The organism is Acidovorax sp. NB1, assembly GCF_005405905.1.
In the GTDB taxonomy this organism is placed as follows: domain Bacteria; phylum Pseudomonadota; class Gammaproteobacteria; order Burkholderiales; family Burkholderiaceae_C; genus Acidovorax.
On sequence record NZ_BJHU01000035.1, the window covers coordinates 194,523 to 217,797 of the forward strand.

At 62.1% G+C, this 23,275-nt stretch carries 32 protein-coding genes and 3 tRNA genes; 26 read left to right on the forward strand and 9 right to left on the reverse strand.

The window, feature by feature from the left end:
* Positions 1-55 precede the first annotated feature (55 nt).
* The 26 genes from AvAM_RS18385 (at position 56) to AvAM_RS18490 (ending at position 14,305) form a co-directional block, all read left to right on the forward strand.
* Entirely contained in the window at positions 56-832 is a 777-nt protein-coding gene (locus AvAM_RS18385) for a DUF1828 domain-containing protein (RefSeq protein ID WP_137748408.1), read from the forward strand.
* Between the two features lie 102 nt (positions 833-934).
* Positions 935-1,234, forward strand: coding sequence for a hypothetical protein (locus AvAM_RS18390; protein WP_137748409.1), 300 nt, complete (start codon positions 935-937; stop codon positions 1,232-1,234).
* Positions 1,235-1,366: 132 nt separating this feature from the next.
* Positions 1,367-1,633, forward strand: coding sequence for a hypothetical protein (locus AvAM_RS18395; protein WP_137748410.1), 267 nt, complete (start codon positions 1,367-1,369; stop codon positions 1,631-1,633).
* Positions 1,634-2,204: 571 nt separating this feature from the next.
* Positions 2,205-2,549: a hypothetical protein gene (locus AvAM_RS18400; RefSeq protein WP_137748411.1), complete on the forward strand. Its 345-nt coding sequence runs from the start codon at positions 2,205-2,207 to the stop codon at positions 2,547-2,549.
* A gap of 651 nt (positions 2,550-3,200) precedes the next feature.
* Positions 3,201-3,848 carry a hypothetical protein gene (locus tag AvAM_RS18405; RefSeq protein WP_137748412.1) on the forward strand — a complete coding sequence of 216 codons (648 nt, stop codon included), beginning with the start codon at positions 3,201-3,203 and terminating at the stop codon, positions 3,846-3,848.
* A 50-nt stretch (positions 3,849-3,898) separates the two neighbouring features.
* Complete coding sequence (locus AvAM_RS18410; protein WP_137748413.1) at positions 3,899-4,090, forward strand: hypothetical protein; 192 nt, start codon at positions 3,899-3,901, stop codon at positions 4,088-4,090.
* Positions 4,090-4,395 (forward strand): hypothetical protein, encoded by a 306-nt coding sequence (locus AvAM_RS18415; protein WP_137748414.1) that lies wholly within the window; start codon positions 4,090-4,092, stop codon positions 4,393-4,395. Before AvAM_RS18410 ends, AvAM_RS18415 begins: the two co-directional genes overlap by 1 nt.
* Complete coding sequence (locus AvAM_RS25735; protein WP_171012320.1) at positions 4,392-4,565, forward strand: hypothetical protein; 174 nt, start codon at positions 4,392-4,394, stop codon at positions 4,563-4,565. The genes AvAM_RS18415 and AvAM_RS25735 overlap by 4 nt, the downstream gene beginning before the upstream one ends.
* A complete protein-coding gene (locus tag AvAM_RS18420) occupies positions 4,562-5,095 on the forward strand; it encodes a hypothetical protein (RefSeq protein WP_137748415.1) in 534 nt (177 codons plus the stop codon). The genes AvAM_RS25735 and AvAM_RS18420 overlap by 4 nt, the downstream gene beginning before the upstream one ends.
* Entirely contained in the window at positions 5,092-5,316 is a 225-nt protein-coding gene (locus tag AvAM_RS18425) for a fatty acyl-AMP ligase (protein ID WP_137748416.1), read from the forward strand. Before AvAM_RS18420 ends, AvAM_RS18425 begins: the two co-directional genes overlap by 4 nt.
* Positions 5,317-5,426: 110 nt before the next feature.
* Entirely contained in the window at positions 5,427-5,552 is a 126-nt protein-coding gene (locus AvAM_RS26060) for a hypothetical protein (protein ID WP_283202043.1), read from the forward strand.
* A 182-nt stretch (positions 5,553-5,734) separates the two neighbouring features.
* Positions 5,735-6,622 (forward strand): phage recombination protein Bet, encoded by an 888-nt coding sequence (bet, locus tag AvAM_RS18430; protein ID WP_137748417.1) that lies wholly within the window; start codon positions 5,735-5,737, stop codon positions 6,620-6,622.
* 8 nt (positions 6,623-6,630) lie between these two features.
* A complete protein-coding gene (locus AvAM_RS18435; protein WP_137748418.1) occupies positions 6,631-8,427 on the forward strand; it encodes a YqaJ viral recombinase family protein in 1,797 nt (598 codons plus the stop codon).
* A 61-nt stretch (positions 8,428-8,488) separates the two neighbouring features.
* Positions 8,489-9,019, forward strand: a complete 531-nt coding sequence (locus tag AvAM_RS18440) for a hypothetical protein (RefSeq protein WP_137748419.1) — start codon at positions 8,489-8,491, stop codon at positions 9,017-9,019.
* Positions 9,020-9,040: 21 nt separating this feature from the next.
* Positions 9,041-9,223, forward strand: a complete 183-nt coding sequence (locus AvAM_RS18445; RefSeq protein WP_137748420.1) for a hypothetical protein — start codon at positions 9,041-9,043, stop codon at positions 9,221-9,223.
* Positions 9,224-9,303: 80 nt separating this feature from the next.
* Positions 9,304-9,753: a hypothetical protein gene (locus tag AvAM_RS18450; protein ID WP_137748421.1), complete on the forward strand. Its 450-nt coding sequence runs from the start codon at positions 9,304-9,306 to the stop codon at positions 9,751-9,753.
* 68 nt (positions 9,754-9,821) lie between these two features.
* A complete protein-coding gene (locus AvAM_RS18455) occupies positions 9,822-10,472 on the forward strand; it encodes a hypothetical protein (RefSeq protein ID WP_137748422.1) in 651 nt (216 codons plus the stop codon).
* Positions 10,473-10,483: 11 nt separating this feature from the next.
* Positions 10,484-10,972: a hypothetical protein gene (locus AvAM_RS18460; protein ID WP_137748423.1), complete on the forward strand. Its 489-nt coding sequence runs from the start codon at positions 10,484-10,486 to the stop codon at positions 10,970-10,972.
* Entirely contained in the window at positions 10,969-11,829 is an 861-nt protein-coding gene (locus AvAM_RS18465) for a hypothetical protein (RefSeq protein ID WP_137748424.1), read from the forward strand. The genes AvAM_RS18460 and AvAM_RS18465 overlap by 4 nt, the downstream gene beginning before the upstream one ends.
* Positions 11,826-12,005 (forward strand): hypothetical protein, encoded by a 180-nt coding sequence (locus AvAM_RS18470; protein WP_137748425.1) that lies wholly within the window; start codon positions 11,826-11,828, stop codon positions 12,003-12,005. The genes AvAM_RS18465 and AvAM_RS18470 overlap by 4 nt, the downstream gene beginning before the upstream one ends.
* Complete coding sequence (locus AvAM_RS25815) at positions 12,002-12,553, forward strand: hypothetical protein (RefSeq protein WP_212742285.1); 552 nt, start codon at positions 12,002-12,004, stop codon at positions 12,551-12,553. The genes AvAM_RS18470 and AvAM_RS25815 overlap by 4 nt, the downstream gene beginning before the upstream one ends.
* Complete coding sequence (locus tag AvAM_RS26065; RefSeq protein ID WP_283202044.1) at positions 12,540-12,668, forward strand: hypothetical protein; 129 nt, start codon at positions 12,540-12,542, stop codon at positions 12,666-12,668. The genes AvAM_RS25815 and AvAM_RS26065 overlap by 14 nt, the downstream gene beginning before the upstream one ends.
* A complete protein-coding gene (locus AvAM_RS25740) occupies positions 12,669-12,806 on the forward strand; it encodes a hypothetical protein (protein ID WP_171012322.1) in 138 nt (45 codons plus the stop codon).
* Positions 12,807-12,905: 99 nt separating this feature from the next.
* Positions 12,906-13,130, forward strand: a complete 225-nt coding sequence (locus AvAM_RS18480) for a DUF4224 domain-containing protein (protein WP_137748426.1) — start codon at positions 12,906-12,908, stop codon at positions 13,128-13,130.
* A gap of 2 nt (positions 13,131-13,132) precedes the next feature.
* On the forward strand, positions 13,133-14,140 hold the full coding sequence (locus tag AvAM_RS18485; protein WP_137748427.1) for a tyrosine-type recombinase/integrase: 1,008 nt from the start codon (positions 13,133-13,135) through the stop codon (positions 14,138-14,140).
* 88 nt (positions 14,141-14,228) lie between these two features.
* A tRNA-Arg gene (locus AvAM_RS18490) sits at positions 14,229-14,305 on the forward strand.
* 228 nt (positions 14,306-14,533) lie between these two features.
* Here AvAM_RS18490 and AvAM_RS18495 read toward each other — a convergent pair.
* The 9 genes from AvAM_RS18495 to AvAM_RS18535 all read right to left on the reverse strand — a co-directional run bounded on the left by AvAM_RS18495 (position 14,534) and on the right by AvAM_RS18535 (position 23,264).
* A tRNA-His gene (locus AvAM_RS18495) sits at positions 14,534-14,609 on the reverse strand.
* 48 nt (positions 14,610-14,657) lie between these two features.
* On the reverse strand, positions 14,658-16,586 hold the full coding sequence (locus AvAM_RS18500; RefSeq protein WP_137748428.1) for a SurA N-terminal domain-containing protein: 1,929 nt from the start codon (positions 16,584-16,586) through the stop codon (positions 14,658-14,660).
* 59 nt (positions 16,587-16,645) lie between these two features.
* Positions 16,646-16,721: transfer RNA gene (locus tag AvAM_RS18505), tRNA-Val, on the reverse strand.
* Positions 16,722-16,737: 16 nt separating this feature from the next.
* Positions 16,738-17,010: an HU family DNA-binding protein gene (locus AvAM_RS18510; protein ID WP_008906675.1), complete on the reverse strand. Its 273-nt coding sequence runs from the start codon at positions 17,008-17,010 to the stop codon at positions 16,738-16,740.
* Positions 17,011-17,311: 301 nt separating this feature from the next.
* Positions 17,312-18,406 (reverse strand): tartrate dehydrogenase, encoded by a 1,095-nt coding sequence (locus AvAM_RS18515; protein ID WP_137748429.1) that lies wholly within the window; start codon positions 18,404-18,406, stop codon positions 17,312-17,314.
* Between the two features lie 70 nt (positions 18,407-18,476).
* Entirely contained in the window at positions 18,477-19,043 is a 567-nt protein-coding gene (gene pgsA / locus AvAM_RS18520; RefSeq protein ID WP_026436902.1) for a CDP-diacylglycerol--glycerol-3-phosphate 3-phosphatidyltransferase, read from the reverse strand.
* Positions 19,044-19,088: 45 nt separating this feature from the next.
* Positions 19,089-21,110: an excinuclease ABC subunit UvrC gene (uvrC, locus tag AvAM_RS18525; RefSeq protein ID WP_137748430.1), complete on the reverse strand. Its 2,022-nt coding sequence runs from the start codon at positions 21,108-21,110 to the stop codon at positions 19,089-19,091.
* Positions 21,111-21,224: 114 nt separating this feature from the next.
* Entirely contained in the window at positions 21,225-22,205 is a 981-nt protein-coding gene (locus AvAM_RS18530) for a tripartite tricarboxylate transporter substrate binding protein (RefSeq protein WP_137748431.1), read from the reverse strand.
* A gap of 78 nt (positions 22,206-22,283) precedes the next feature.
* Entirely contained in the window at positions 22,284-23,264 is a 981-nt protein-coding gene (locus AvAM_RS18535) for a tripartite tricarboxylate transporter substrate binding protein (protein WP_137748432.1), read from the reverse strand.
* Positions 23,265-23,275: the final 11 nt, after the last annotated feature.

A 23,275-nucleotide genomic window follows, 5' to 3' on the forward strand; every position in this document is an offset into this window, starting at 1 on the left:
TTGACTTCTGCGGCCAATTGATGCACCCCCGAAAGGGGGAGCAAGGACGCCTTTTATGAACTGCCAACAACTTGCTACTTACACGAACTGGGATTGCGCTCCGGCGGGGCTCAACTCAATGCTCGTGCACGCCCCTTTGACTCTTGGTGAGGATGGGCAGCATGTCAGTTTCTACGTCATGCAGGATGCCCCTGGGCGGTTTTTTCTGACGGATGCGCACAATACGATTGCTCATGCGTTGGACCATGGCGCCAGAGCTACTGTGGCGCGGCTCAAGGCCATCTCAGAAACACCGGGCGCGCAGCGAGCAAAACTGAGCCAGGATGGAGAAATCACTGCGGAAGGTGACGCGTCTGATCTGAAACTTGCATTGTGGGACGCCCTTCGACTTGCGGTCGCAATATCGAACAACGAAGTGGCATGGCTGCCGAAAACTCGCCAGGAGCGGTTTGCAACACTGGTGGCCAAGACTCTGCGTGCTCGTCTGCCATCCGGCTCCGTCGTGACAAAGCCAAAAATGCTTGGAATCAGTGGCCACCAGATTGAATTTCCTATCGGCGTTCTTCTTCCTGGCGGCGGCATCCGCGCTGTGCAACCTATTGGCGCATCAGAGGATCACAAAGTTGACTGGGGCTACGTGTACCAGAGCTATGGCAAGCTGTCGGACCTGAAAAAAGCCAGTGCAGAAGGACACAGCAACCGTGTTGTTGTCATGGAACGCGGGGCTTCCAACGATGAGTTCGGCAAGGCTGCGACGGTTCTTTCGGAGGCTGCGCGCGTTGTCCTCTATGAGGACGACATGGCGTTTGCTGGTGAGTTGATAGCCGCATAGCGCGTCGAACAAACCGCCTCCGGGCGGTTTTTTCATGCCCACTCGCCCAACTCGGGCGTTACCCCTGGCGGGCATGATGTACTGTAAATTCATACAGCCATCATGTCGCCCATCAGCATCTCTTCCCCCGTCAAGGCAACCATCCTGACCCTGTACGCAGGCGGCAGCCGGCGGCCGTTCGCCAGCAAGATGCACCAAGACACGGGCGAGCTGACGGTGGTGCGCCTGGAGGGTCGGTTCGGCACGGTCCCTGCCCTGCACCTAGCCAGCTTTCACCCTCACCGTCTGTTCGAGCCGCGCATCGTGGATATGGTGGCCGGTGAGCTGGAAATCCACGGCATGGAGCGCCTGAAGGATGGCAGCTGGGTCGCCCAGGCCTGGCGGTTGCGGCTCAGCGGCTGATCTTCATCCCAACACTTCGCAGTGCCCTTTGCCCGCCTCGCGCGGGCTTTTTTGCGTCTGCGCAGGGCCAGTCAAAAAAAGCCCCCTCGGGCTACGATGGGAGTTCCTCAACAACCATCCCGAGAGGGCCTCATGGCAAAGTTCCTCGTCACCTACGACCCGATCAAGCGCAAAGACTATCCAGAGCTAATCGGCGTGCTACAAAAGTTCAACTACTGGCACTGCCTTGGATCGGTATGGATTATTCCGTGGGATGGAACCGCTGAGGAGCTGGCCAAGTTTCTATACCCCCACATTGACGCAGACGACAAGTTGCTGGTTGTGGAGTGCGGCCCGGATCGCGCGTGGACTCGCTCGTTTCCAGAGGATTGCAAGGAATGGCTTCGCAAGAATTTCTGACCCCGGCAATACCTTCAAGGAGGTAACGCAAATGCTCCTGCTCCGTGCTGGTCTCTGGCTCCACGAGCCAGCCTTGCGGCACCTTCTGTAGCTTCATATCACCCCTTCCAACCGCCCTTGAGGCGGTTTTTTGTTGCCCGCCCGGATTGGGCGTGAGGTCAGTGTAGCGAAATTTCTCAAAATATCGGCAAACCGCTTGACATGATTTATCGGCAATCCGATACTTCACCCATCGCAGCAAAACGCAGCGACAGGGTGAGCGGATCGGCGGTCACCTGGAGTTCTTTCAAAACACGCACGCCGATGTTGCTGGCCCCACCTGCGGGGCCTTCGTCCGGCGAAAGAGCACTTCGGGCATGGGCCGAAGGTATGCGCCGCCACGATCCGAGGCGGTTCCCAGTCCGCCGAAGCGCGGTAAACGGGACGGGAACCCCGCAAGGGGCTGGCACCACGGAGACGGTGCTGCATGTTGATGCAGCGAAACGGCTACCAGATGCCGCCCGCCATTCAACCGAATGGCAAAACCTGAGCCGCGTGACAGGCGGTTGAGGTTTTCAACAGGAGAGACAGCATGGACGAACAACTCGAAATCCCCGGCGCGCGACCGATGAAGTGCAAGGTTCCGCAGAAACGTGCGCACAAACTGCTGCTGGACACCGGCGCCACTTTGGCGCTCGAACGCGCGCTGACAGAGCTGGAAGATATGCGCAAACAGCACCCAGGCGTTGCTGGCCTCACGCTCGCCATCGCCGTGGTTGCGCGCCACGCCGCCGAGCGGCAAATGGAGTCGTCGCGGCAAGTGCTGATGCATGCGGCCCAGGTCGGTATGCCCATTGAGCAGCACGCCATTGCCTTGTCTTTCGACGATGACGGCCTGTATCTGCAGGCAACAGCCGGGAAGTTTGAGGGCGAGTAACCCACCGTCCCGGCCAAGCGCCGGGGCCATACAAGAGCACGAGCGAAACGTTGAGCGCGTCGAAGTGAAAGCAAGCCCGCAGGCGCCCATGGCGGGGATTCGTAGAAGTACGCAACGTGACACCTCGGAGAGACGAGGACCATCATTGAAGCGGACGCGGCGAAACCTTTTGGTAACGGGGCCGCACACAGCCGAAACGCGAGGGATGACGACCTCGGGAAGACAGTCAGTTCGTGATGACCGGGCGGCGCGGAAGCGCAGGCGCACGACTTCTGGGGCGCGTGAACACAGTGCTATAGCCGGGACTGGCCGTCCGGCCCGCTTCAATGATGGTGAATGCCCAGTGGTGATGGGCTCATGTGCGGGAAAACACCTCTGATGTAGTTCAGGGATCGTAGGCGCAAGCCTTGTCTATCGGCAACGGTAGAGCGGTCAGACCCGTTTGATGCTGGCGAATTGACGCCCCCGGGTGCAAGCAATTGCAGGGTCGTGAAACATAGGCTGGTTTGAGTCCAGTCAAGCCGGAGATACCACCGGCCATCATCTTCAATCCCTCCCCTCCTGCCATGCGCAGGGGTTTGCCCCGCACGTCGGGGCGTTTTTATTCCCCACCAGCCCACCACCGAGTGGGCTTTTTCTTTGGAGCACACCATGCCGAACTGGGTCACCAACAAAATCAGCGCTTCGCCCGCCGTCATCACGGCCATGTTGAACAGCGATGGCCGCATCGACTTCAACACAATGGCGCCCTTTCCGGGCGATGACAACTGGGATGGCATTTCTATGGCCGCAGAGGAAGCTGCCCAGATAGTCATCGGGGCGCCACTCAGTGACCACCCTTTGCTGGCCAGCCTTGAAGCCAGTAACCGCAGCAAGTTCGATATCAAGAAGCTGTCGGAAGAATGCTTCGAGCAGTTCGTTGGCATGCTGCGGAACCATCGCAAATGCGGATACCTGCACAGCATGGACTTCGCCAGAAAAGTGTGGGGCACAAAGTGGAATGCATGCGAGCCGTCCCACGATGTTGACCAGGGAACGGCCACCTTTGACACCGCATGGTCTTGTCCCGAAGGTGTTCTCGTGGAGTTGTCGAAGCGCTTCCCCGATGAGTCAATCGCCGTCGAATTTGCCGATGAAGACATTGGCAGCAACTGCGGCAGCTTCACCCTCAAGAACGGCGTCACGATCACCTCCGACATCGCACCTGCATGGCGGAACCAGACCGAAGAAATGCGAGCGAAATGGAAAGCCTTCGCTCACGCGGTCAATGGCACCGATCCAGCCGACTACGAAGACTGAAACCAGAGCCCTCCCAGTGAGGGCTTTTTCTTTCCCGCCCAGGAGGCGCAATGCAAAACGTACACGAACACATGCAACAGCGGCTGCGTTCTCACAGCGCACCGCCGCCGATTTCCACCGAAGAGTTCGAAGCCCTGCGGGTCCGCGCAGACCTGGAGTTCCAGCAGCACCGGGAGGCCAGCCGCGTGCACCGGGCCGCGCAGGACGAGGTTCAGCACAACGCTCACATGGGGGTGCAGTGATGTCCGACCGTGAACTGCTGGAACTGGCGGCAAAGGCGGCCGGGCAAGAACGCAGCGCCGCAGGCGATCTGTGGAGCAACGCGCGCGGCCTGCCGTGGGACCCGTTGAACGACGACGGCGACGCACTACGGCTGGCAGTGAAGTTGAAGCTGCACCTCGGGCTTGAAAGCCACACGGTGAGCGCATGGCAGTCTGACAAGTTCGGGAACTTCCAGACCGAGGTGCTGAGCCATCGCGGCGACGAAGCCGCCACCCGCCGCGCCATCGTCCGCGCAGCCGCTGAGATTGGGAAGGCCATGCCATGACCGACCCCATCCAAGACCACACAGCCCGCGTCCTGGCCTTGGCCGCCTGCAAAGCAGCCCAGGCAGAAACCAAGCGCCACAACGAAGCAGCCGCCCAGCGCCAGAGAGAGGCTGCGGCCATTGGCGCGCACCTGGACCCGGACGCACTTGAACAAGGAGACCCGACATGAGTAGGAGCGGCTACACCGACGACTACGGCGACGACGATCCCCTGGCCATGGGCCGCTGGCGGGCCGCCGTCAACAGCGCGCTCAACGGCAAACGCGGGCAAGCAGCGTTGCGCGAAGTTCTGGCTGCGCTTGATGCCATGCCCGAGAAGGCGCTGATTGGTGAGTCCCTGGTGACTGCGGATGGCGACTACTGCACGTTGGGTGTGCTGGGCGCAAAGCGCGGCCTGGACATGACCACCGTTGACCCTGAGGACTGGGATGCAGTGGCAAACCTGTTCGGCATCGCTCCCGCGATGGTGCGCGAAATCGTCTGGGAGAACGACGAGGGCACCAGCACTCACGAATACGTGGACGTGGTGATCTGCGGTCCCATGCCGCCGCGCCATTTCCGACCGCCCTACTGCGAAGAACGGCACAACCGAACCGTGCGCATAGAAATCGACCCCGCCATCGTTGCCCAGCGCCGCTGGCAGCGCATGCGCAATTGGGTTGCTTCACACATCAAGCAGCCCGCAGGAGACACCCCATGAACTACTCCATCACCCTGATCGCGCTAGTAGCCGCCCTTGGCTGGGCTGCGGTGCCAGCCCACGAGCCCGACCCGACACCAGCAGCCGAGAAGCTGCGCGCCGCCCGTGACTCGCGCGCCTGGGCGCTCCAGCAGTTCCAGCGCAACGAGTGCCGCCCTGGCGAAACCGCCATTTGGGTTGCTGACAAAGAGGCTGATTGCCTGCGTGAGGTGCGGCCGTGAGTCGCAACACCTACCCGCGAATCGGCGCGCAGCGCAGCTACCCACTGCGAAACGGCAAGCGCCAAAAGGGACCGCCATGCATCGTGTGCGGAGTTGAGTCCTGGTGCAAGGTGATTCTCGAAACCAGTCACATGCGCGGCGATGACGAAGTGGTGCATGCCTGCGTAGGCCACAAGGACGACGCCAGCGCGCTGTGGGCTGCGTTTGAGCAGCGGCAGAAAGAGCGGCAGCCATGACCACCTTCGAACTCCGCACCACAGAGATAGCCCTCTGCGTGCTCATCGGCCTGGCCTTCGGGCTCTGCATCGGGATCAACCTGTGAGAGCCGCAATCGCCTTCGCCGCGTGGCTCCTGACCACATCCGCAGCCCTGGCCATGTGCTTCGCCTGGCTGCATCAACCATTCATCTGAGGACAACATGAGCACAGCTCTCACCACACTGACGCGCACCCTGGCAACCAAGTTGGACATGGGCGACGGCGCCGACCTGATCGACACCCTCAAGGCCACGGCCTTCAAGGGGCAGGTATCCGACGCGCAGATGACCGCACTGCTGGTTGTCGCCAACCAGTACATGCTGAACCCTTGGACCAAGGAAATCTACGCCTTCCCGGACAAGAACAATGGCATCGTTCCGGTGGTCGGCGTGGACGGCTGGAGCCGCATCATCAACACGCACCAGCAGTTCGACGGGATTGAGTTCGAGCAGAACGACGAATCATGCACCTGCATCATCTACCGCAAGGACCGAACGCGGCCCATCAAGGTGACCGAGTGGATGGCTGAATGCCGACGCGGCACCGGCCCCTGGCAGACCCACCCGAAGCGCATGCTGCGCCACAAGGCGATGATCCAGTGCGCCCGTCTGGCCTTCGGCTATGGCGGCATCTACGACCAGGATGAAGCCGAGCGCATCGTGGAGTCTCAGCCAGCCACGAAGCAGATGGGCATGGTGGAGGTTGTGGAGCCCACCGCGCCACCGACATGGCCCGAGGACTCGTTCAAAGCTCGCCTGCCCAAGTGGCAGGCCGCAGTCAACAGCGGCTCCGATGTCGAAGAGATCGTGAAGTTCGCCCGCAGCAAGGGCGCGCTGACCGCCGAGCAGGAGGCAGAAATTCGCGCTCTCAAGCCGCAGGAACAACAGCAGGGCCCGACTTTCGACCAAGTTGCGCACCAGCTGCGCAGCGCAGGGGACGCCGACGCTCTCAACGTAGCCGCCGACCTGATCGGCTCCATCACCGACCCGGCCCAGCAGGCCGAACTGAACGCCATCTACGAAACCCGTATGGACGAAATGTCCGCTTGAGGAACAACATGACCATGATCGTTCACGACGTGCAGCAAGGCACGAACCAATGGCACTCGCTGCGCGCCGAGCACTTCACGGCCAGTGAGGCCCCGGCCATGATGGGCGTGTCGCCCTACCTGTCCCGCGACGAACTGCTCAAGCAGAAGGCGCTGCGGCTGGTGGATGCCGAGATCGACAGCCACAAGGCGGCCTTGTTCCAGGCCGGGCACGATGCCGAGGCGGGCTACCGACCCATTGCAGAGGCGCAGATCGATGACGACCTCTACAACATCACCGGCACCCGCGATGTGGATGGCCTGCCCCTGCTGGCGAGCTTTGACGGCCTGACCATGGACCGCTCCATCGGGTTCGAGCACAAGCTGTGGTCCAAAAAGGTTGCCGCCCAGCTCGCCGATACAGGAGAGCCAGCGCCGCACCACTACTGGCAGCTGGAGCAGCAGCTCCTGGTGTCTGGTGCGAAGCGCATCATGTTCGCCACCAGCGACGGCACCGACACGCACAGTGCCTGGGTTTGGTACGAGTCCAAGCCAGAGCGCCGGGCCCAACTGATCGCCGGGTGGAAGCAGTTCGCCGCTGATCTGGCCGCCTACGTTCCACCTGAGGCCAAGCCCGCCCCCGTGATGGGCAAGACCCCTGACAACCTGCCCGCGCTGCTGATCCAAGTGACCGGCGCCGTGACGGCCAGCAACCTGCCCGAGTACAAAGCCCATGCGCTGGAGGTATTCAAGGGCATCAACCGCACGCTCTCCACTGATCAGGACTTTGCTACCGCAGAGAGCACTGTGAAGTGGTGTGCCGATGTGGAAAGCCGCTTGGCCGCCGCCAAAGAGCATGCACTGAGCCAGACGGCCACCATCGATGAGCTGTTCCGCACCATCGACGACATCAGCGCCGAAGCCCGCCGCACTCGCCTGGAGCTGGACAAACTGGTGAAGGCCCGCAAAGAAGAAATCCGGGGCGAGATCGTGGCCGGTGGCATAGCCGCCCTGCGCGAACACATCGCCCAGCTCAATGCGGCAATGCCAGTGAACTACATGCCCCAGGTTCCCGCCGACTTCGCAGGTGCCATCAAGGGCAAGCGAACGGTGGACAGCCTGCGCAGCGCCGTGAACGACGAGCTGGCCCGCGCCAAGATCGCTGCCAGCGAGATCGCCAACCGCATCCACGCCAACGTCAAGACGCTGCAGGCCAGCGGGCTGGTGGTGCACGACACCGCAGCCCTGGTGCTCAAGGCGCCAGACGACCTGGCCGCGATCATCGCCAACCGCGTGACGGCCGAGCAGCAGCGCCAGGAAGCCGATCGCGAGCGCATCCGCAAGGAAGAAGCAGACCGCGCCGACCGTGAGGCCCGGGAGAAGCTGGCGGCCGAGGAACGTGCAGCACAGGCGGCCATCACGCAGGCGGCGAAGGCGGAAACGCTGCACCCTGCTGTGGCGGCCGACCTGGGAACCCTGGCGCGCGAGCAGCACGCTGAGGCGGTGGCCACACTGGACGCCCAGCAGGTGATCGGAACCGCGCAGCGCATGGCCGCCGCTCCGGCTGCAGCGCCAGCAGCTGCAGCAGCACCCGCCGAGCGCACCAGCCCGCCCACCCTGAACATCGGGACCATCAAGGAGCGCTTGGCCCACATGACCGTGACGGCGGAAAACCTGCGCGCCCTGGGCTTTGAGCCCGCCGGCCGCGAGCGCGCAGCACCGCTGTACCACGACGACGACTTTCCGGCCATCTGCGATGCGATTGCCAAGCAGGCGACGGCAGCCAAGGTCGCGTTTCTTGAATCACGGATTGGCGTCGCCGCCTGACCCATCCAGCAACCCAACCCCCAAGCCCGCCCAGCGCGGGCTTTTTCATGGAGTGCAGCAGATGCGCTATTTCAAGATCACAAAGCCTGAGTCGTTGGCTGCATGGGAGCAGTCTCGCCGCGACGCTGAGGCTATGACAAAGGCTGGACGCGAGTTTGCTGAGCGTATCGCCGCTGGCCGCGCAAAGGCTTGGTACACAACTGGCCCAACGCGCAGGGTTGCTGGTTTCTCATTCTCTCCACCGATGACCGGACCTGAGTGGACCAAGCCAGAGCGGCAGCACGGGATTCAACGGCCAAGAACGAAGGTGCCAACTGATGCCAAGCAGGCGCTGGCCGACCTTCAAGCGATCTGGAACGACTACCCGAAGCAATCGGTAGACATGGATCAGGTTTTGAAGACCTGCGGGTTTTCGTGGGGGTTCATTTACGGCTACAGCATGTTCGCCCACTGTGGCGCTTTGTATTTCTCTACCAGCGATCCGCACCAGCAGATTGAAGGCACAGAAATTCTAGGAAGTGAGTTCTCATCCGCCGAAGCCGAACACAGCGCCAGCGCGAACGCCAACCCAACACACCAGCCCTCCAAGTGAGGGCTTTTTTCTGGAGTGCCCATGACCACACCAAAGAAACCCGCAGGCTTCGCCCTGTCTAACCCAGTACCCCTCACCAAGTGGGAGGCCCAGCGTGCATCCGAGCGCATCACCCTGCAAGACCACCGCGCCATCCCAATCCTGAACAGCACGATGGGTGGTCGGTACGAGGGCAAGGAGCTGCAGTACAGGGGGCGGCAGTGAACCGCCAGCTGCGCCGACTTGCCGCGAAGGGCAAGCAACCGGAGTGGATGAAGTTCCTATCTGACACACCAGAGTCCCCGGTGAACATCGCTCTTCGGAATGCAACCAAGCTCACGGCGCCGGAGATTGACCACTACATCGTGCCCAGCCGCAGGGCGGTGGAGGCATTCCGAGTGGGCAGGGGCAACTTCAAGGACTGGCTTCGCCTGTGCACCCTGGTAAACGTGGGCATGGCCATCGAGGACGGTGGCGTAGTGAAGGGGTTTCGCAACGACCTGCAAGCAGCGCTCCAAGCTCTGGAGGAAATCGGCACACGCCAGGATTCCCCCAAAGGATGGAAACCCGGAGCGCTGCACGCCTCTGAGCTGGAGGCCATACGCATGCTGGTGGTTGCCCACGACTTCCAGCTGCGCCAGCTTTCCTACGGAGAGCACCAGGAGGCATATCGCCTGGCCACGGCCCGCGTGAAGTGCGACGGCGGAGAAGTCATCAACCTGAAAAACATCCAGACGATTGAACAGATCGCCTAAGCAGCACCCCACCCCACAGAGCCCGCCACCCAGCGGGCTCGCTTGTTTCTGCACCCCAAGGAGGCCGTATGGCTGAGAACACGAATACTGAGCGCGACTACCCAGAGTTGCCCCAAGGCTGGCCCGCGCGGTTCAGATGCGATTCCTGCGACGGGAATGGCGAGGTAGGCGACCCAATCAGCATGGGCTATTTCCAACCACCAGAACGCGAACGCTGCCCAAATTGCGAAGGCAAGGGATGGTGCAGCGAGGAAGACGCATTCAGCGCAGAACACATGCGCGCCTATGTCGATGCAGACCGCAAAGCCCGCGCATCCCTGTCACTGCCTGCTGCGGGACAAGAGCCGGCGCCGCCGCCGATGGATGGAGAGATTGCGTTGATCGAGAAGGCGCTGGAGCGCGCGGGCATTTCCAGCCTGTTAAACCATGGCGCCGCATCGTGCGTGTTCACAGAGGGTTGCTGTGGCGTCAGCCAAGATCAAATCCTTGCGTACACCCGCGAAATCGCATTGCACTGCGCGGTTGCACTGGGAGCCGCCCCACAGCCTGCAGTAGCAGCGGGGTGGATCGCATCTGCAGAACAAATGCCGCCGCCCGGTGAGCGTGTTTTCTGGATGGACAAGGACAGCCGCATGGTCGGCTACGACACATGGATGGGCGAGGATTTCCTTTGGGCTGCAAGCCACTGGATGCGTATCCCCCCCTGCTCCATCTACTGAGGGAGAGAGCAATGGGCGACCCAATCGTAGCGGTCAATGGCCGCACCGTGACAGTGACCTTTGAATTGCCGTTTGTCGTTGGCGACGCCTGCGTTACGCCGTATCAAGCTGAGCGAACCACCGTAAGCCGCATTCCAGACATTTGCATTTCACTGGATGACAACCTGCAAAAGGTCCGTGTAAGACAAGGGGGCGCGTGGTATTCGGCAAGCCATAGCCAGATGCATGGCGTTGGACAGTACCTACCCGACATGGATGCATTTCTAGCGTATTGGCTTGAACGCGGCGATGAGCATGCATTTGCGGATCGTATGCAGTGGCTGGAAGGCGTTTTTGCAGGCAATACCGATGCAGTTAATGCTTTGCGCCGTCGCCTCATCCAAGGCGTGGAAAACGCCCTGCAATCAGCCACGTATGTCATGACCACAGAAGCGCGGGCCAGCGCTGCCAAAGTCGCCGAACTTGAAGCCAAGCTGAAAAAGTTGAAGGAACTCCAATGACAACCCCCGCCCCCATAGCGGCAGAACTGCCGACCGCCGAAATCATCGAAGGGCTGCGTGCTGTGCAGTCAGGCATAGGCCCACGCCAGCCCGCCAAAGACGACCAGCCGGACAGGGCGCGCTGGGATGCCATTGACGCAGCTTGTTCGGCCCTCACAGCACATGCCAGTGCAGCAGAGCGGGCGGTGCCAACTTGGGAAGCGCTACACCATGCTTGGAAAAAGGTCGGGGCCGATATTGCTGGACTGAATTGGGGCGCTTTTACACATGCCGTGCACTACGCACCATCAGGTGCAACCGCCGCCCCCGTGCAGCAAGCAGCCCCAGCACAGCCCGCCCCTGCGCAGGAGGGGGAGCGCGACTATCCGCCGTTGCCTGAATGCGATGCAACAACGGTTGGCCTTGGCGAAGTATGGAACCGCCACAGCATGCGCGCCTACGTTGACACCGACCGCGCCTCCCGTGCTGCTGCACCGGTAGCGCCAGCGATGCGTGAAGCCGTGGCAAAGGCTATCTATGACCAGTGGTCTTATCAGGACGGGTGGGTGAAGTGGGTTGAAAGAGGTAATTCGCTGCGGCAAGACGATGCCCGCGATCTGGCGGATGTAGCGCTCGCCACCGCACCCCAGCCAACGGCACCAGCGGCCACGGTAGATGCGCTGGATGCAGCGCGGTGGCGCTGGCTCGGTGAGCACATAACTGTGGCATGGGACGAAGGCAAGTTCACATCGCTTGTGCGCATCGTCAGCGAGAAAAACCGCAATGCGCTCAACGCCGCAATCGACCAAATGATGGCTGGTGTTTGGAGCGATTCGGATGCCGCCCAGCGCGCCACCCATCAAGGAGACGACAAGTGACGACACCAACAAAACACATTGAGCCTGTTGTCTCGCTCAAGTGGGATGTCGAAGCCGATGGCACCTTCATTGCGCAGATGACAGTTAGTGGACTACGCACAGAGCAACAAGCAAAAGCTGCAGTTGAGCACATGCAGCGTCTTTTCTGCGGACAAGAACAGGAGCCAATCCAATGACAACACCAACAGATGCGGAGATCATGCGGGAAGCCGCCATGGTGGGCGGGCTATTCGACGACTTGGCAATCGGCTACCAAAGCGAAGACATTCTCAAGTTTGCCCGCGCAGTGCTCGCCAAGTGGGGCCAACCGCAGGCCGTGGCGGGCGGGGATCCGGTGGCGCGCGTCCTGCTGGACTGTTCCGGTCAGCCGATGGTCAATCCTGAGTTGCTAGCCGCAAAGGAGCTGGCAGACCCAGTAGCGTTCGACACGATGTACCCACATCGTGCACCGCACCGCGTGGCGATGCTGTATCCGGACGCCCCACCCCCGCAAGCCGTGCGGGAGCCGCAGTGCTGGTGCCTGACATGCCGCCCGATGCGGCTGGATGACCCGCACAGCATCCGCATGGCCCTGTGTCCAACCTGCGGAAACAAGCGCTGTCCAAAAGCGAACGACCACCGCAACGCCTGTACGCACAGCAACGAGCCGGGACAGCCTGGCAGCGCGTACCCAGACGGCATCACCGCCAACAGCGGGAAAGGGGATGGAAATGCTGACACCTGAACGAATCCGGGAAATTGAGCGACTCCATGTCTACAGCCAGACAGCAACGCTGGTCGACTTCGCCAGGAAGATCGAGGCCGAAGTCCGCAAGCAGGACGAGGCGCTGATACGGTAGATGCTGGATGCAGCCATCGCAATCTATCCACATCTCAATGGTCTCGCGGTCGCAAGTGATCAAGCATTGGTTTTGCTTCAGCAGCAGATTGCCGTCATCACCGCCGCCCGCGACCGCCTACAGGAGAAAGCACCATGAGCCGCAGAGCCCGCGAGCGCCGCGACAAGCGAGCGCCCATCCCTGATTTTGATGAACCACAGCCCCGCCACTGAGCGGGGTTCTTTTTTGGAGAGCGAGATGAGCACTTTCCTGAATGCCAAGGAACTTGCCGAGCTCACTGGAGTGCGCATCGGTAAGGATGGCAAGACGCGCGAGCACCTGCAGGCGGCCGAGCTCAAGCGTATGAAAATCCCGCACTACGTGAACGCGCGCGGCCACCCGGTGGTGGCCCGGGCGGTTATCGAAGGCGGGGCCCAACAACCCACACCACAACAAAAAGGCTGGGAACCGGCCTTAGCCTGACCATGCAGTATTTCCGATCCAGAACCCATCGCTCCGGCACCACGTATTACTACTTCGACAAGGGCGGCAAGCCCCGCAAGGAAATCCCCCTGGGGAAAGACTACGTGCTGGCCGTGCGCAAGTGGTCCGAGCTGATCGCCGCCGAAGAAAAGAAGGCCGTGGCCAACTTCAAGGAGCTGGCGGACAAGTATGAGCGCGAGGTGGTGCCGCTCAAGGCCAAAAGCACTCAGACCCTGCAGGCGTCGGACATCAAGCTCCTGCGTGAATTCTTCTGCACACCCTCCCCCGCCCCGCTGGACGAGATAAAGCCAAGCCACATCCACGCCCTGCTGCAATGGAAGAAGCACCAGGCGCCAACGGCGAACCGGCTCAAGCGCACCTTCTCCCACATGTTCAACATGGCCCGGGCCTGGGGCTACACGGAAAAGCCGAACCCGTGCATGGGCATCAAAGGCTTGCCAGAGAAGAAGCGCGAGCAGTACATCACCGACGAGGTGTACCGCGCGGTGTGGAACGTCGCGGCGTGGCCGCTTCGGGATGCCATGGATCTGGCCTATCTCACCGGCCAGCGGCCCGCCGACACCGTGGGCATAACGGATGGCGACATTGAAGACGGCCGCTTGAAGGTCACACAAGGCAAGACCGGGGCGAAGCTGCGCATTCGAATCGAGGGGGAACTGGCTGTGCTGCTGGACCGCATCAAGGCCCGCAAGGAAGCCTGCAAGATGTGGAGTTCCGCGCTGGTGGTGAATCAGGCCGGCGAGGCGCTTTCCCAGAAGGCGTTGGCCGAGGTCTACAAGCGCGCCCGGACGAAGGCGGCCAAGCTGAACCCGAAGCTGGCCGACCAGATCAAAGCCATGCGGTTCTACGACCTGCGGGCCAAGGCTGCGGATGACGTGTCGGAGGTGCGCGGCGAAGCGGCTGCCGCTGAGTTGCTGGGCCACGACAGCGTGACCACCACCCAGCGCCACTACCTGCGAAAAGGCCGGGTGGTTGGGCCGACCAAGTAGGCGCAGCAGGTATGATTCGGCACCTGCATAAGGTGAATTTGCGTAGCAATACGCAAAAAGTTAGTAGGCGCTACCGCCGAAAACACTACTGCCCGTAGCTCAACTGGATAGAGCAATAGCCTTCTAAGCTATAGGTCGGGGGTTCGAGTCCCTCCGGGCAGGCCAGCCATCTTCTGGCCGCTTCTTTCCCGCCCCCTCACCACTTTGCCGCTTCGATGGCGTGCCTCGTGGACAGCAACACAACCGGGCCACACGCCAGCCAGGGACTGCCACCTCCCGCACCCGCTCAAGCACATGTCAAATTGATCAACACGCCGCATTGCCCGAATGCGGCTTTTTGGCAGCCCCAAAGCAAAAAGCGCTGCAACGTTTCCGTTGCAGCGCTTTGCATTTTGGGGTGGCTGATGGGGCTCGAACCCACGACAACAGGAATCACAATCCTGGACTCTACCAACTGAGCTACAGCCACCGTAGCTTTGTATTATAGCCTGGGTTTTCACCCCGAAGGCCAAATTGCTTAATTTTCTGCAGTTCCTTGGGCCACGGTCTCCGGACGGGGCGCTTTTATCTGCACCTTGAAGCGCTGCTTGAGCAACTCGTAATAGGCCAGGCCTTCGGCCGTCGTCAGCCACTGCTCGTACTGCTGGCGTTCTTGCTGTGCACGCTGGGCATCAGGCGCCTGGCGAGGCACCACGCGGTTGACTTTGACCACCACGTAGCCCGCAGCGCCCAGGTCCACACCCGCCCAGCCAGGCAGGGCATCGGCAGGGGCGCGCAGGGCGGCATCGATCACCGGGCGCGGCAGGTTCTGGGTTTGCTCACGCGACACTTCGGTGGCGGCCGACAGGCCTGTGGCCGAAGCGGGCGTCGCTTTCCACGCAGCCAACTTGGCCTCGCCTTCCTTGCGGGCCAGCTCTGCCGACTTTTCTGCCACGTAAAGCGTACGAACCCGGGCACGCACTTCGTCCAGAGGCAGGGTGCGGGCGGGGGTATAGGTTGTCACACGGCCTGCGGCCATCTGGCTGGGTCCCACTTCAACCGCTTCGGTGTTGCGCTTGTTTTGCACGGAGTCCGATGCGAAAAGCGCTTCCAGGAACTTGGCATTGGCGAGTGGCCCCTTGGCGCCCGGCGCTGCAGTGCGCGTGACCCCAGTGGCCGTTTGCACCTTGAGCTTGAGCTTCTCTGCCACCGGCTGCAGGCTGTCGGCCTGCTCGTACACGCCATTCGTGAAGGACTCAGCCACTTCGGCAAACTTGCGCTGGGCTTGTTGCTGCTTGAGTTCAGCCTCCATCGAAGGACGCAGTTCCTCGAACGAGGGTTGGCGGGGTGTCTTGATGTCGGTCAACTGGATGATGTGAAAACCGAAGTCGCTTTCCACCACATCGCTGATCTCGCCCTTCTTCAGTGCGAAGGCTGCATCCTCAAAGGGCTTGACCATGGCACCACGGGCGAAGAAATTGAGGTCCCCACCCACCACGGCAGAGCCTTTGTCGTCGGAGGATTTTTTAGCCACCTCAGCAAAACTCGCGGGCGCCTTGCGCACCTGGGCCAGCAGTTCGGCGGCCCGGGCCTTGGCCTTTTCACGGTCTGCGGCCGGTGCGTCCTTGGCGGCGTTGACGAGAATGTGGCTTGCGCGACGCTCTTCCTTGGCAGTCATCCGCGCCACGTTCTCCTTGTAGTAGGTGCGCAGATCATCTTCGCTCAGCGAGATGGTGGCGCGCACGCTGTCGAGGTCCAGCACCACATACTCCACAGCCGCCTGCTCCAGCTGCTGGAACTGTGCGGGGTGTGCCTTGTAGTAGGTTTCGAGGTCCGCATCCGTGGGCGCGACCTTGCTGGCGAAATCGGAGGCATTGAAACGTGCCACCTGAATGTCGCGTCGCTCGTACAAGGCATTCAACGCCAGCTTGACCTGGACATCCGTGCCAAAGGCAGAGCTCATCACCCCCCCCATAACCTGATTGATGGAGATGTCCCGGCGCACATTGGCCTCAAAGCCCGCAGGCGTGAGGCCTTGGCCGGCCACCAGCGTGCGGTAGGCTTCGGCGTCCAGTGTTCCATCCGCGCGCTTCAGCCCTGCAATCGCCGGGATTTCCTGCAGGCTGCGCGCCAGGCGCGCATCGCTGGTGACGAGGTGCATTTTTTGTGCAGCAGCTGCCAGCACGCGGTCACGCACCAGACGTTCCAGCGTGGCGTAACGGGCGCTGGGCGAGTCCAGCAACTTGGGATCGACCGTGGGAGACTGCGCACGAATGCGATCTGTCTCCATGCGGTGGGCATTGTCCCAGTCTGTCTGCTTGATGTTGTCTCCATCGACACGCGCCACCACTGGGCTCTTTTCAGAGAAGTAGTTGCTGTCAATGCCCACCAGCACAAACGAAGGAATGATCAGCAAGAACAAGAAGATCATCACGATCTTGGAGTGCTTGCGGATGGATTCAAACATGGTCGATCTTTCAGAGGCAAAAAACAAAAGGCGAACTTGCGTTCGCCTTTGTTCGGTGATGGTGGGTCCTGACGGTCTCGAACCGCCGACCTACTCCGTGTAAAGGAGCCGCTCTACCAACTGAGCTAAGGACCCCACCTAAACTTGATCCTCAGTTCAAGGCATCTTTCAATGCCTTGCCAGGACGGAACTTTGGAACTTTAGCAGCTTTGATTTTAATCGTAGCGCCAGTACGGGGATTGCGACCCGTGCGGGCAGCGCGCTTGCCCACAGCAAAAGTGCCAAAACCGACGAGCGACACCGTGCCGCCCTTCTTCAGAGTCTTCTTGACCGCTTCGATCGTGGATTCCAGGGCGCGCGCAGCAGCGGCCTTGGAGATGTCGGCGTTGGTAGCAATGTGCTCGATCAGTTCGGTTTTGTTCACAAGAAGCCTCTCGGAAAAGAGTTGATGGAATGTCTCGCGGATATCTGGTCTTCACACGTCTGACGGCACAGCCGAGGGCTGATGGAGAGCAGGCGGGGGAATGACTGGCATACACAGCAGTGGCTGCTGCATCAGATTAAAGCCATCGAGTTTCAGAGTGTCAATACAGCACGCCGTTTTGACGCAGCGCTGCGATGAATTCTAGTCGTATTTCACGCTGCGACAGGGCTTGCAGGCCGGTTTTGTCTCAAACACGCCGTATGGGCAGCATCCCGTATTGACACCCCAATCCCTGCGCCACTCAAACGGCCGACAGGGCTTCGGCAATGGCCTTGCCAACGTCCTGCGTGCTCGACTTTCCCCCCAGATCCGGGGTGCGTGGTCCGCCACTTTGGGGGTCGAGAACGGCTTCAATGGCAGCCAGCACTGCATCATGTGCGGCGCGATACCCCAGGAAGTCCAGCATCATCGCGCCGCACCAGATCTGCCCGATGGGGTTGGCAATACCCTGCCCTGCAATGTCGGGCGCCGAGCCATGCACGGGCTCGAACAGCGACGGCATGGTGCGCGTGGGGTTGAGGTTGGCACTGGGCGCAATGCCGATGGTGCCAGTGCAGGCAGGCCCCAGGTCCGAAAGGATGTCGCCAAACAGGTTGCTGGCCACCACCACATCAAAGAAGTCCGGCCGCTGCACAAAGTGGGCCGTGAGGATGTCGATGTGGAACTTGTCCACCTTCACATCGGGACAGGACTTGGCCATCTCGGCCACGCGCTCGTCCCAATACGGCATGGTGATCGCGATGCCATTGGACTTGGTGGCGCTGGTCAAATGCTTCTTGGGGCGCGACTGGGCCAGCTCAAACGCAAACTTGAGCACGCGGTCCACGCCGTGGCGCGACATCACCGTCTCCTGCATCACGATCTCGCGCGGCGTGCCTTCGTACATGCGGCCACCGATGCTGGAGTATTCGCCCTCGGTATTCTCGCGCACGATCAGCATGTCGATCTCGCCGGGCAGGCGCGGACTGCCGTCGCGGCGCACCACGGGCGCAATCACGCCGGGCATGAGGCGCGCGGGGCGCAAGTTGATGTACTGGTCGAACTCGCGGCGGAACAGCAGCAGCGAACCCCAGAGCGAGACATGGTCGGCAATCTTCTCCGGCCAGCCCACGGCGCCGAAGTAGATCGCCTCGTGGCCGCCGATCTGGTCCTTCCAGTTGTCGGGCAGCATCTTGCCGTGCTTCTCGTAGTAGTCCCAGCTCGAAAAGTCGAAGTGGTCGAAGTGCAGGTCGATGCCAAACTTGCGCGCGGCCACGTCGAGCACACGCAGGCCCTCGGGCATGACCTCTTTGCCAATGCCGTCACCGGCCACCACGGCAATGCGATGTTTCGCCATGCAAATGCTCCTGAAAATATAGCTACCAGCGCTTATCCAGCGCGCGCAAGCAGCCTAAAACGCCTGGAATTTACTTGACGCGGGCCCGGATTTCGGGGAGCGCCTTCTGCAGGTAATACACCATCGACCAGACCGTGAGCACGGCCGAGGCCCAGATGAGCCAGGTGCCCCACACGCCTGTGTCGATCACGCCGAACAGGCGCCCGTCGTACAGCAGGAAGGGGATGGCCAGCATCTGCACCGTGGTCTTCACCTTGCCAATCATGTGCACGGCCACGCTCTTGCTCGCACCAATCTGCGCCATCCATTCGCGCAGCGCCGAGATCGCGATCTCGCGGCCGATGATGATGAGCGCCACGAACACATCGGCGCGCTGCAGATGCACCAGCACCAGCAGCGATGCGCACACCAGGAATTTGTCGGCCACCGGGTCGAGGAAGGCGCCGAACGACGAGGTCTGGTTGAGCTTGCGGGCCAGGTAGCCGTCCAGCCAGTCGGTAGCTGCAAACACCACGAACATCACGGTGGCAATCAGGTTGCGCGTGGCAGGGTCCAGCGGTGCGTAGAACACCCCCACGATCAAAGGTATCGCGACGATGCGCGTCCAGGTCATCAAGGTGGGGATAGTCCAGAACATGGCGGCGATTGTGTCACGGCACAGCCGGGGCACTGTCCATAAGGCTTATCTCAGCGCCCTATAAATTTCTTCGGCCAGCTCACGCGAAATGCCATCCACCGTGGCCAGGTCTTCCACACTGGCCGCCGCCACGCCACGCACGCCGCCAAACCGCTGCAGCAGCCGCGCGCGCTTCTTGGGCCCCACACCCGCAATCTCTTCCAGTTGCCCGCCGCCCACACGCACCTTGGCCCTCGCCGCGCGCATGCCCGTGATGGCAAAGCGGTGCGCCTCGTCGCGGATCTGTGCCACCAGCATCAGCGCGGCCGAGTCCTTGCCCAGGTACACCTTTTCGCGCCCATCGGCAAACACCAGCTCTTCCAGCCCCACCTTGCGGCCTTCGCCCTTCTCCACGCCCACGATCCGCGTCAGGTCCAGCCCCAGCGCGGTGAACACCTCGCGCGCCACACCCACCTGGCCCTTGCCACCGTCGATGAGCACCAGGTCGGGCAAACGCGCCTGGCCCTTGGGCCGGGCCGCTGCTTGCGCCTCAGAGGACTTTGCATAGTCAATACCGCCCTCCTCGCGCTGCGCCTCCACCACCTTGCTGTAGCGGCGCGTGAGCACCTGGCGCATGGCGGCGTAGTCGTCTCCACCGGTGATGCCTTCGATCTTGTAGCGGCGGTATTCGCTGCTCTGCATCTTGTGGTGGTGGAACACCACACACGATGCCTGCGTGGATTCGCCCGCCGTGTGCGAGATGTCGAAGCACTCGATGGTGAGCTGGTCCAGGTCTTCGGGCGGCAAGTCCAGCGCCTCGGCCAGCGCCCGCGTGCGGGCCTGTTGAGAGCCTTCTTCGGCCAGCAGGCGAGCGAGCTGCAGGTCCGCATTCTTCTGCGCCATGTCCAGCCAGGCACGGCGCTGTTCGCGGGGCTGATGGATGGCGTTCACACGCAGGCCACTTTGTTCGGTCAGCGCATCCAGCAAGGTTTTGTCCACCGGCACGCTGGTCACCAGCATCGGCGGCACCGGCACGCCGATGTAGTGCTGGGCGATGAAGGCTTCAAGCACCAGCACCTCCACGGGCCGTGCAGGCGGCACAGGTGCGGCGCTTTCCCCTTCAACGCCCTCGGCGGCGTCAGCCCCCTCTCCGTCCTCCTCCGCATACACCGCCGCTGCGTCTTCGACATGCACCGGAAAGTACGGCCGGTCGCCCAAGTGACGGCCGCCGCGCACCATGGCCAGGTTCACGCAGGCGCGGCCGCCTTGCACACGCACGGCGAGGATGTCCACATCCTTGTCATCCACCGTCTCGATGGACTGCTGGTGCAGCACGCGCGACAGCGCCTGGATCTGGTTGCGCACCTCGGCCGCCTGCTCAAATTCGAGCTTGTCCGAATGCGCCATCATGCGCACCTCCAGCGCCTGCAGCAGCTCCTGCGTTTCACCACGCAGCAGCGCCTCGGCGTGCGACACATCAGCCGCATACGCCTCGGGCGAAATCAGGTCCACACAGGGCCCCGTGCAGCGCTTGATCTGGTACAGCAGGCAGGGCCGCGTGCGGTTGGCAAACACCGTGTCTTCGCAGGTGCGCAGCCGGAAGACTTTTTGCAGCAGCTGGATGGTTTCCTTGACAGCCCACGCGCTGGGGTAAGGGCCAAAGTAGCGGTGTTTTTTATCGACCGCGCCCCGGTAGTACGCCATGCGCGGAAACACCTGCCCCGGCGCGTCGCCCCGCGTGTGGGCGCCCGGCGTGCCGGTGATCTTGAGGTAGGGGTAGCTCTTGTCGTCGCGGAACAGGATGTTGAACTTGGGGTTCAACGTCTTGATGAGGTTGTTCTCTAGCAGCAGCGCCTCGGCCTCCGAGCGCACCACCGTGGTCTCCATGCGCACGATCTTGCTGACCATGTGGCCGATGCGTGTGCCGCCATGGTTCTTCTGGAAGTAGCTGGACACCCGGCGCTTGAGATTGAGCGCCTTGCCCACGTACAGCAGCGCATCCTGCGCGTCGAAATAGCGGTACACGCCCGGCAGCGCGGGCAGCGCAGCCACCTGCGCCAGGAGTTCTTCGGAATGCACATCAAACATGGCGCGTATTGTGGCCCCGCGCACAGCCTAGCCCATTCACTATCAAATAAATAGCTACCAGCGCTTATTCAAGCAGCGCTTGCAGCCATTTTTATCAAAAAAGCTGCCCCTCGGTCACTCCGCCTCGATCTTCGAGGTCTTCACCACCTGCGCCCAGTTGGCCAGATCCGCCTTCACCTTGTCACCCAACTGCGCCGGGGTCTGGTAGTCGGCCGTGGCGCCCTGCTCTTGCGCCTTCTGCTGGAAGGCCGCGTTCTGCACCACGGTGCGGATATCGGCCGTGAGCTTGTCCACCACGGCCTTGGGCACGGCGGCCGGGGCAAACACCGCAAACCACGAGGTGGCATCGACCTTGGGGTAGCCCGCCTCGGCGGTGGTGGGCACATCGGGCAGGCTGGGCAGACGCTGCTTGCCCGTCACGGCCAGCACGCGCAGCTTGCCGCTCGCGATGTGCGGCATGAAAGGCGGTGCCGTCCCAAAGGTCAGGTCCACCTGGCCGCCCAGCAGGTCCTGCAGCGCAGGGCCTGTGCCCTTGTAGGGCACGTGGACCATCTTGATGCCGCCCTGCTGCTCCAGCATGGCACCGGTCACATGCTGCAGCGAACCGTTGCCCGACGAGGCGTAGTTGAGCTTGCCGGGGTTGGCCTTGGCGTAGGCGATCAGCTCGGGCAGCGTCTTCACCGGCAGGTCGGCCCGCACCACGATGATCTGCGGGGCCGAGATCACATTGGCCACGGGCTGGAAGTCGCTCTGCTCCCACTGCTTCTGTTTGGTAATGTGGGGCGAGATGACGTGGTAGCCGGAGTACTGCATCAGCAGCGTGTAGCCATCGGCCTCGGCCCGCTTGACAGCACTGGCGGCAATGTTTCCGTTGCCCCCGCCCTTGTTGTCCACGATGACCGACTGGCCCAGCACCGGCGCCAGGGCCTGCGCCAGCATGCGGGCCGACAGGTCGGTGGTGCCGCCTGCGGCGGTGGGCACCACCAGGGTGACGTTCTTCGACGGGTAGGCGCCCTGCGCCGCTGCGTGGCCGATGAAGCCCGTAGCCAGTGCGGCGATGGCGAGGGTGGTGAACTGCTTGCGGGTGGTTTTCATGAAAGCGATGTCTCCGTTGTCATTGTTGTCAAAAATCTGAGAAGCGAGGAACCGTTGGTCGCCAAGAAAAATGCGCGGTCAATCGACCGTGGCGCCCGTGTCCTTGACCACGCGGCTCCACTTGGGCAGGTCGGACTGCACCAGGGCCGCCAGTTGCGCCGCCGTGCCCTTGAAGGGCTCGCAGCCCACGGTGGCCAGTTTGTCCACCACATCCTTGTGTTCCAGCGCACGCGCCACTTCGGCCTGCAGTTGCGCCACGATGGGCGCAGGTGTGCCGGCCGGTGCAAACAGCGCATACCAGGGCGCCTGGCCAAAGCCCTTGATGGTTTCGCCAATCGTGGGCGCATCGGACAGCGCGGCCACGCGCTTTTCGTTGACCACACCCAGCACCTTGAGCTTGCCCGCCTTGATGAACGCGATGGCCGAAGGCAGGCTTTGCACCGACAGCGGCACCTGCCCGCCCACCACGTCGGTGGCGGCAGCGGCGGAGCCCTTGTAGGGGATGTGCTGCAGCTGGATGCCGGCGGCCTTTTGCAGCATCTCGCCAATCAGATGGTTCAGCGTGCCGTTGCCCGCCGAGGCAATCGAATACTTGCCAGGGTTGGCCTTGGCCAATGCCACCATTTCGGCCACAGTGTTGGCTGGGAAGGATGGGTGTGCCACCAGCACATAGCCCGCAGTCGCCACGGGTGCCACAGGGGCAAAGTCCTTCACGGGATCAAAGCCGGGGTTCTTGTAGAGCGCGGGACCAATCACGTGGGCGCTGTCGGCCGTGAGTAGCAGCGTGTAACCGTCGTTGCGCGCCCGGGCTGTGGCGCCCGTGGCCAGCGTGCCGCCTGCGCCAGGGCGGTTCTCCACGATCACGCTCTGGCCCAGTTGCTCACCCAGCTTTTGCGCCACCACGCGCGCAATGGCGTCGTTGGCACCGCCCGCAGCCTGGGGCACGACCACGGTGATGGGTTTGGAGGGGTATTTGTCCTGCGCGCCCGCCGCAAAGGCGGCGGAGCACAACACGGCGGCCGTGAAGAGGCGGCGGGACAGTGGGGTGGGGAAGCTCATGGTTTTGTCTC

What these genes read in the sequence shown, in the direction of transcription:
- AvAM_RS25740 (WP_171012322.1), top strand. Translation starts at nt 12,669, where the DNA reads ATGCTGGATGCAGCCATCGCAATCTATCCACATCTCAATGGTCTCGCG.
- pgsA (WP_026436902.1), bottom strand. Translation starts at nt 19,043, where the DNA reads ATGTTCTGGACTATCCCCACCTTGATGACCTGGACGCGCATCGTCGCG.
- AvAM_RS18415 (WP_137748414.1), top strand. Translation starts at nt 4,090, where the DNA reads ATGTCCGACCGTGAACTGCTGGAACTGGCGGCAAAGGCGGCCGGGCAA.
- AvAM_RS18410 (WP_137748413.1), top strand. Translation starts at nt 3,899, where the DNA reads ATGCAAAACGTACACGAACACATGCAACAGCGGCTGCGTTCTCACAGC.
- bet (WP_137748417.1), top strand. Translation starts at nt 5,735, where the DNA reads ATGAGCACAGCTCTCACCACACTGACGCGCACCCTGGCAACCAAGTTG.
- AvAM_RS18515 (WP_137748429.1), bottom strand. Translation starts at nt 18,406, where the DNA reads ATGGCGAAACATCGCATTGCCGTGGTGGCCGGTGACGGCATTGGCAAA.
- AvAM_RS18480 (WP_137748426.1), top strand. Translation starts at nt 12,906, where the DNA reads ATGAGCACTTTCCTGAATGCCAAGGAACTTGCCGAGCTCACTGGAGTG.
- AvAM_RS18420 (WP_137748415.1), top strand. Translation starts at nt 4,562, where the DNA reads ATGAGTAGGAGCGGCTACACCGACGACTACGGCGACGACGATCCCCTG.
- AvAM_RS25815 (WP_212742285.1), top strand. Translation starts at nt 12,002, where the DNA reads ATGACAACACCAACAGATGCGGAGATCATGCGGGAAGCCGCCATGGTG.
- AvAM_RS18435 (WP_137748418.1), top strand. Translation starts at nt 6,631, where the DNA reads ATGACCATGATCGTTCACGACGTGCAGCAAGGCACGAACCAATGGCAC.
- AvAM_RS18500 (WP_137748428.1), bottom strand. Translation starts at nt 16,586, where the DNA reads ATGTTTGAATCCATCCGCAAGCACTCCAAGATCGTGATGATCTTCTTG.
- AvAM_RS18390 (WP_137748409.1), top strand. Translation starts at nt 935, where the DNA reads ATGTCGCCCATCAGCATCTCTTCCCCCGTCAAGGCAACCATCCTGACC.
- AvAM_RS18465 (WP_137748424.1), top strand. Translation starts at nt 10,969, where the DNA reads ATGACAACCCCCGCCCCCATAGCGGCAGAACTGCCGACCGCCGAAATC.
- AvAM_RS18405 (WP_137748412.1), top strand. Translation starts at nt 3,201, where the DNA reads ATGCCGAACTGGGTCACCAACAAAATCAGCGCTTCGCCCGCCGTCATC.
- AvAM_RS26065 (WP_283202044.1), top strand. Translation starts at nt 12,540, where the DNA reads ATGCTGACACCTGAACGAATCCGGGAAATTGAGCGACTCCATGTCTAC.
- AvAM_RS25735 (WP_171012320.1), top strand. Translation starts at nt 4,392, where the DNA reads ATGACCGACCCCATCCAAGACCACACAGCCCGCGTCCTGGCCTTGGCC.
- AvAM_RS18385 (WP_137748408.1), top strand. Translation starts at nt 56, where the DNA reads ATGAACTGCCAACAACTTGCTACTTACACGAACTGGGATTGCGCTCCG.
- AvAM_RS18400 (WP_137748411.1), top strand. Translation starts at nt 2,205, where the DNA reads ATGGACGAACAACTCGAAATCCCCGGCGCGCGACCGATGAAGTGCAAG.
- AvAM_RS18535 (WP_137748432.1), bottom strand. Translation starts at nt 23,264, where the DNA reads ATGAGCTTCCCCACCCCACTGTCCCGCCGCCTCTTCACGGCCGCCGTG.
- AvAM_RS18395 (WP_137748410.1), top strand. Translation starts at nt 1,367, where the DNA reads ATGGCAAAGTTCCTCGTCACCTACGACCCGATCAAGCGCAAAGACTAT.
- AvAM_RS18455 (WP_137748422.1), top strand. Translation starts at nt 9,822, where the DNA reads ATGGCTGAGAACACGAATACTGAGCGCGACTACCCAGAGTTGCCCCAA.
- uvrC (WP_137748430.1), bottom strand. Translation starts at nt 21,110, where the DNA reads ATGTTTGATGTGCATTCCGAAGAACTCCTGGCGCAGGTGGCTGCGCTG.
- AvAM_RS18445 (WP_137748420.1), top strand. Translation starts at nt 9,041, where the DNA reads ATGACCACACCAAAGAAACCCGCAGGCTTCGCCCTGTCTAACCCAGTA.
- AvAM_RS18425 (WP_137748416.1), top strand. Translation starts at nt 5,092, where the DNA reads ATGAACTACTCCATCACCCTGATCGCGCTAGTAGCCGCCCTTGGCTGG.
- AvAM_RS18530 (WP_137748431.1), bottom strand. Translation starts at nt 22,205, where the DNA reads ATGAAAACCACCCGCAAGCAGTTCACCACCCTCGCCATCGCCGCACTG.
- AvAM_RS18460 (WP_137748423.1), top strand. Translation starts at nt 10,484, where the DNA reads ATGGGCGACCCAATCGTAGCGGTCAATGGCCGCACCGTGACAGTGACC.
- AvAM_RS18485 (WP_137748427.1), top strand. Translation starts at nt 13,133, where the DNA reads ATGCAGTATTTCCGATCCAGAACCCATCGCTCCGGCACCACGTATTAC.
- AvAM_RS18440 (WP_137748419.1), top strand. Translation starts at nt 8,489, where the DNA reads ATGCGCTATTTCAAGATCACAAAGCCTGAGTCGTTGGCTGCATGGGAG.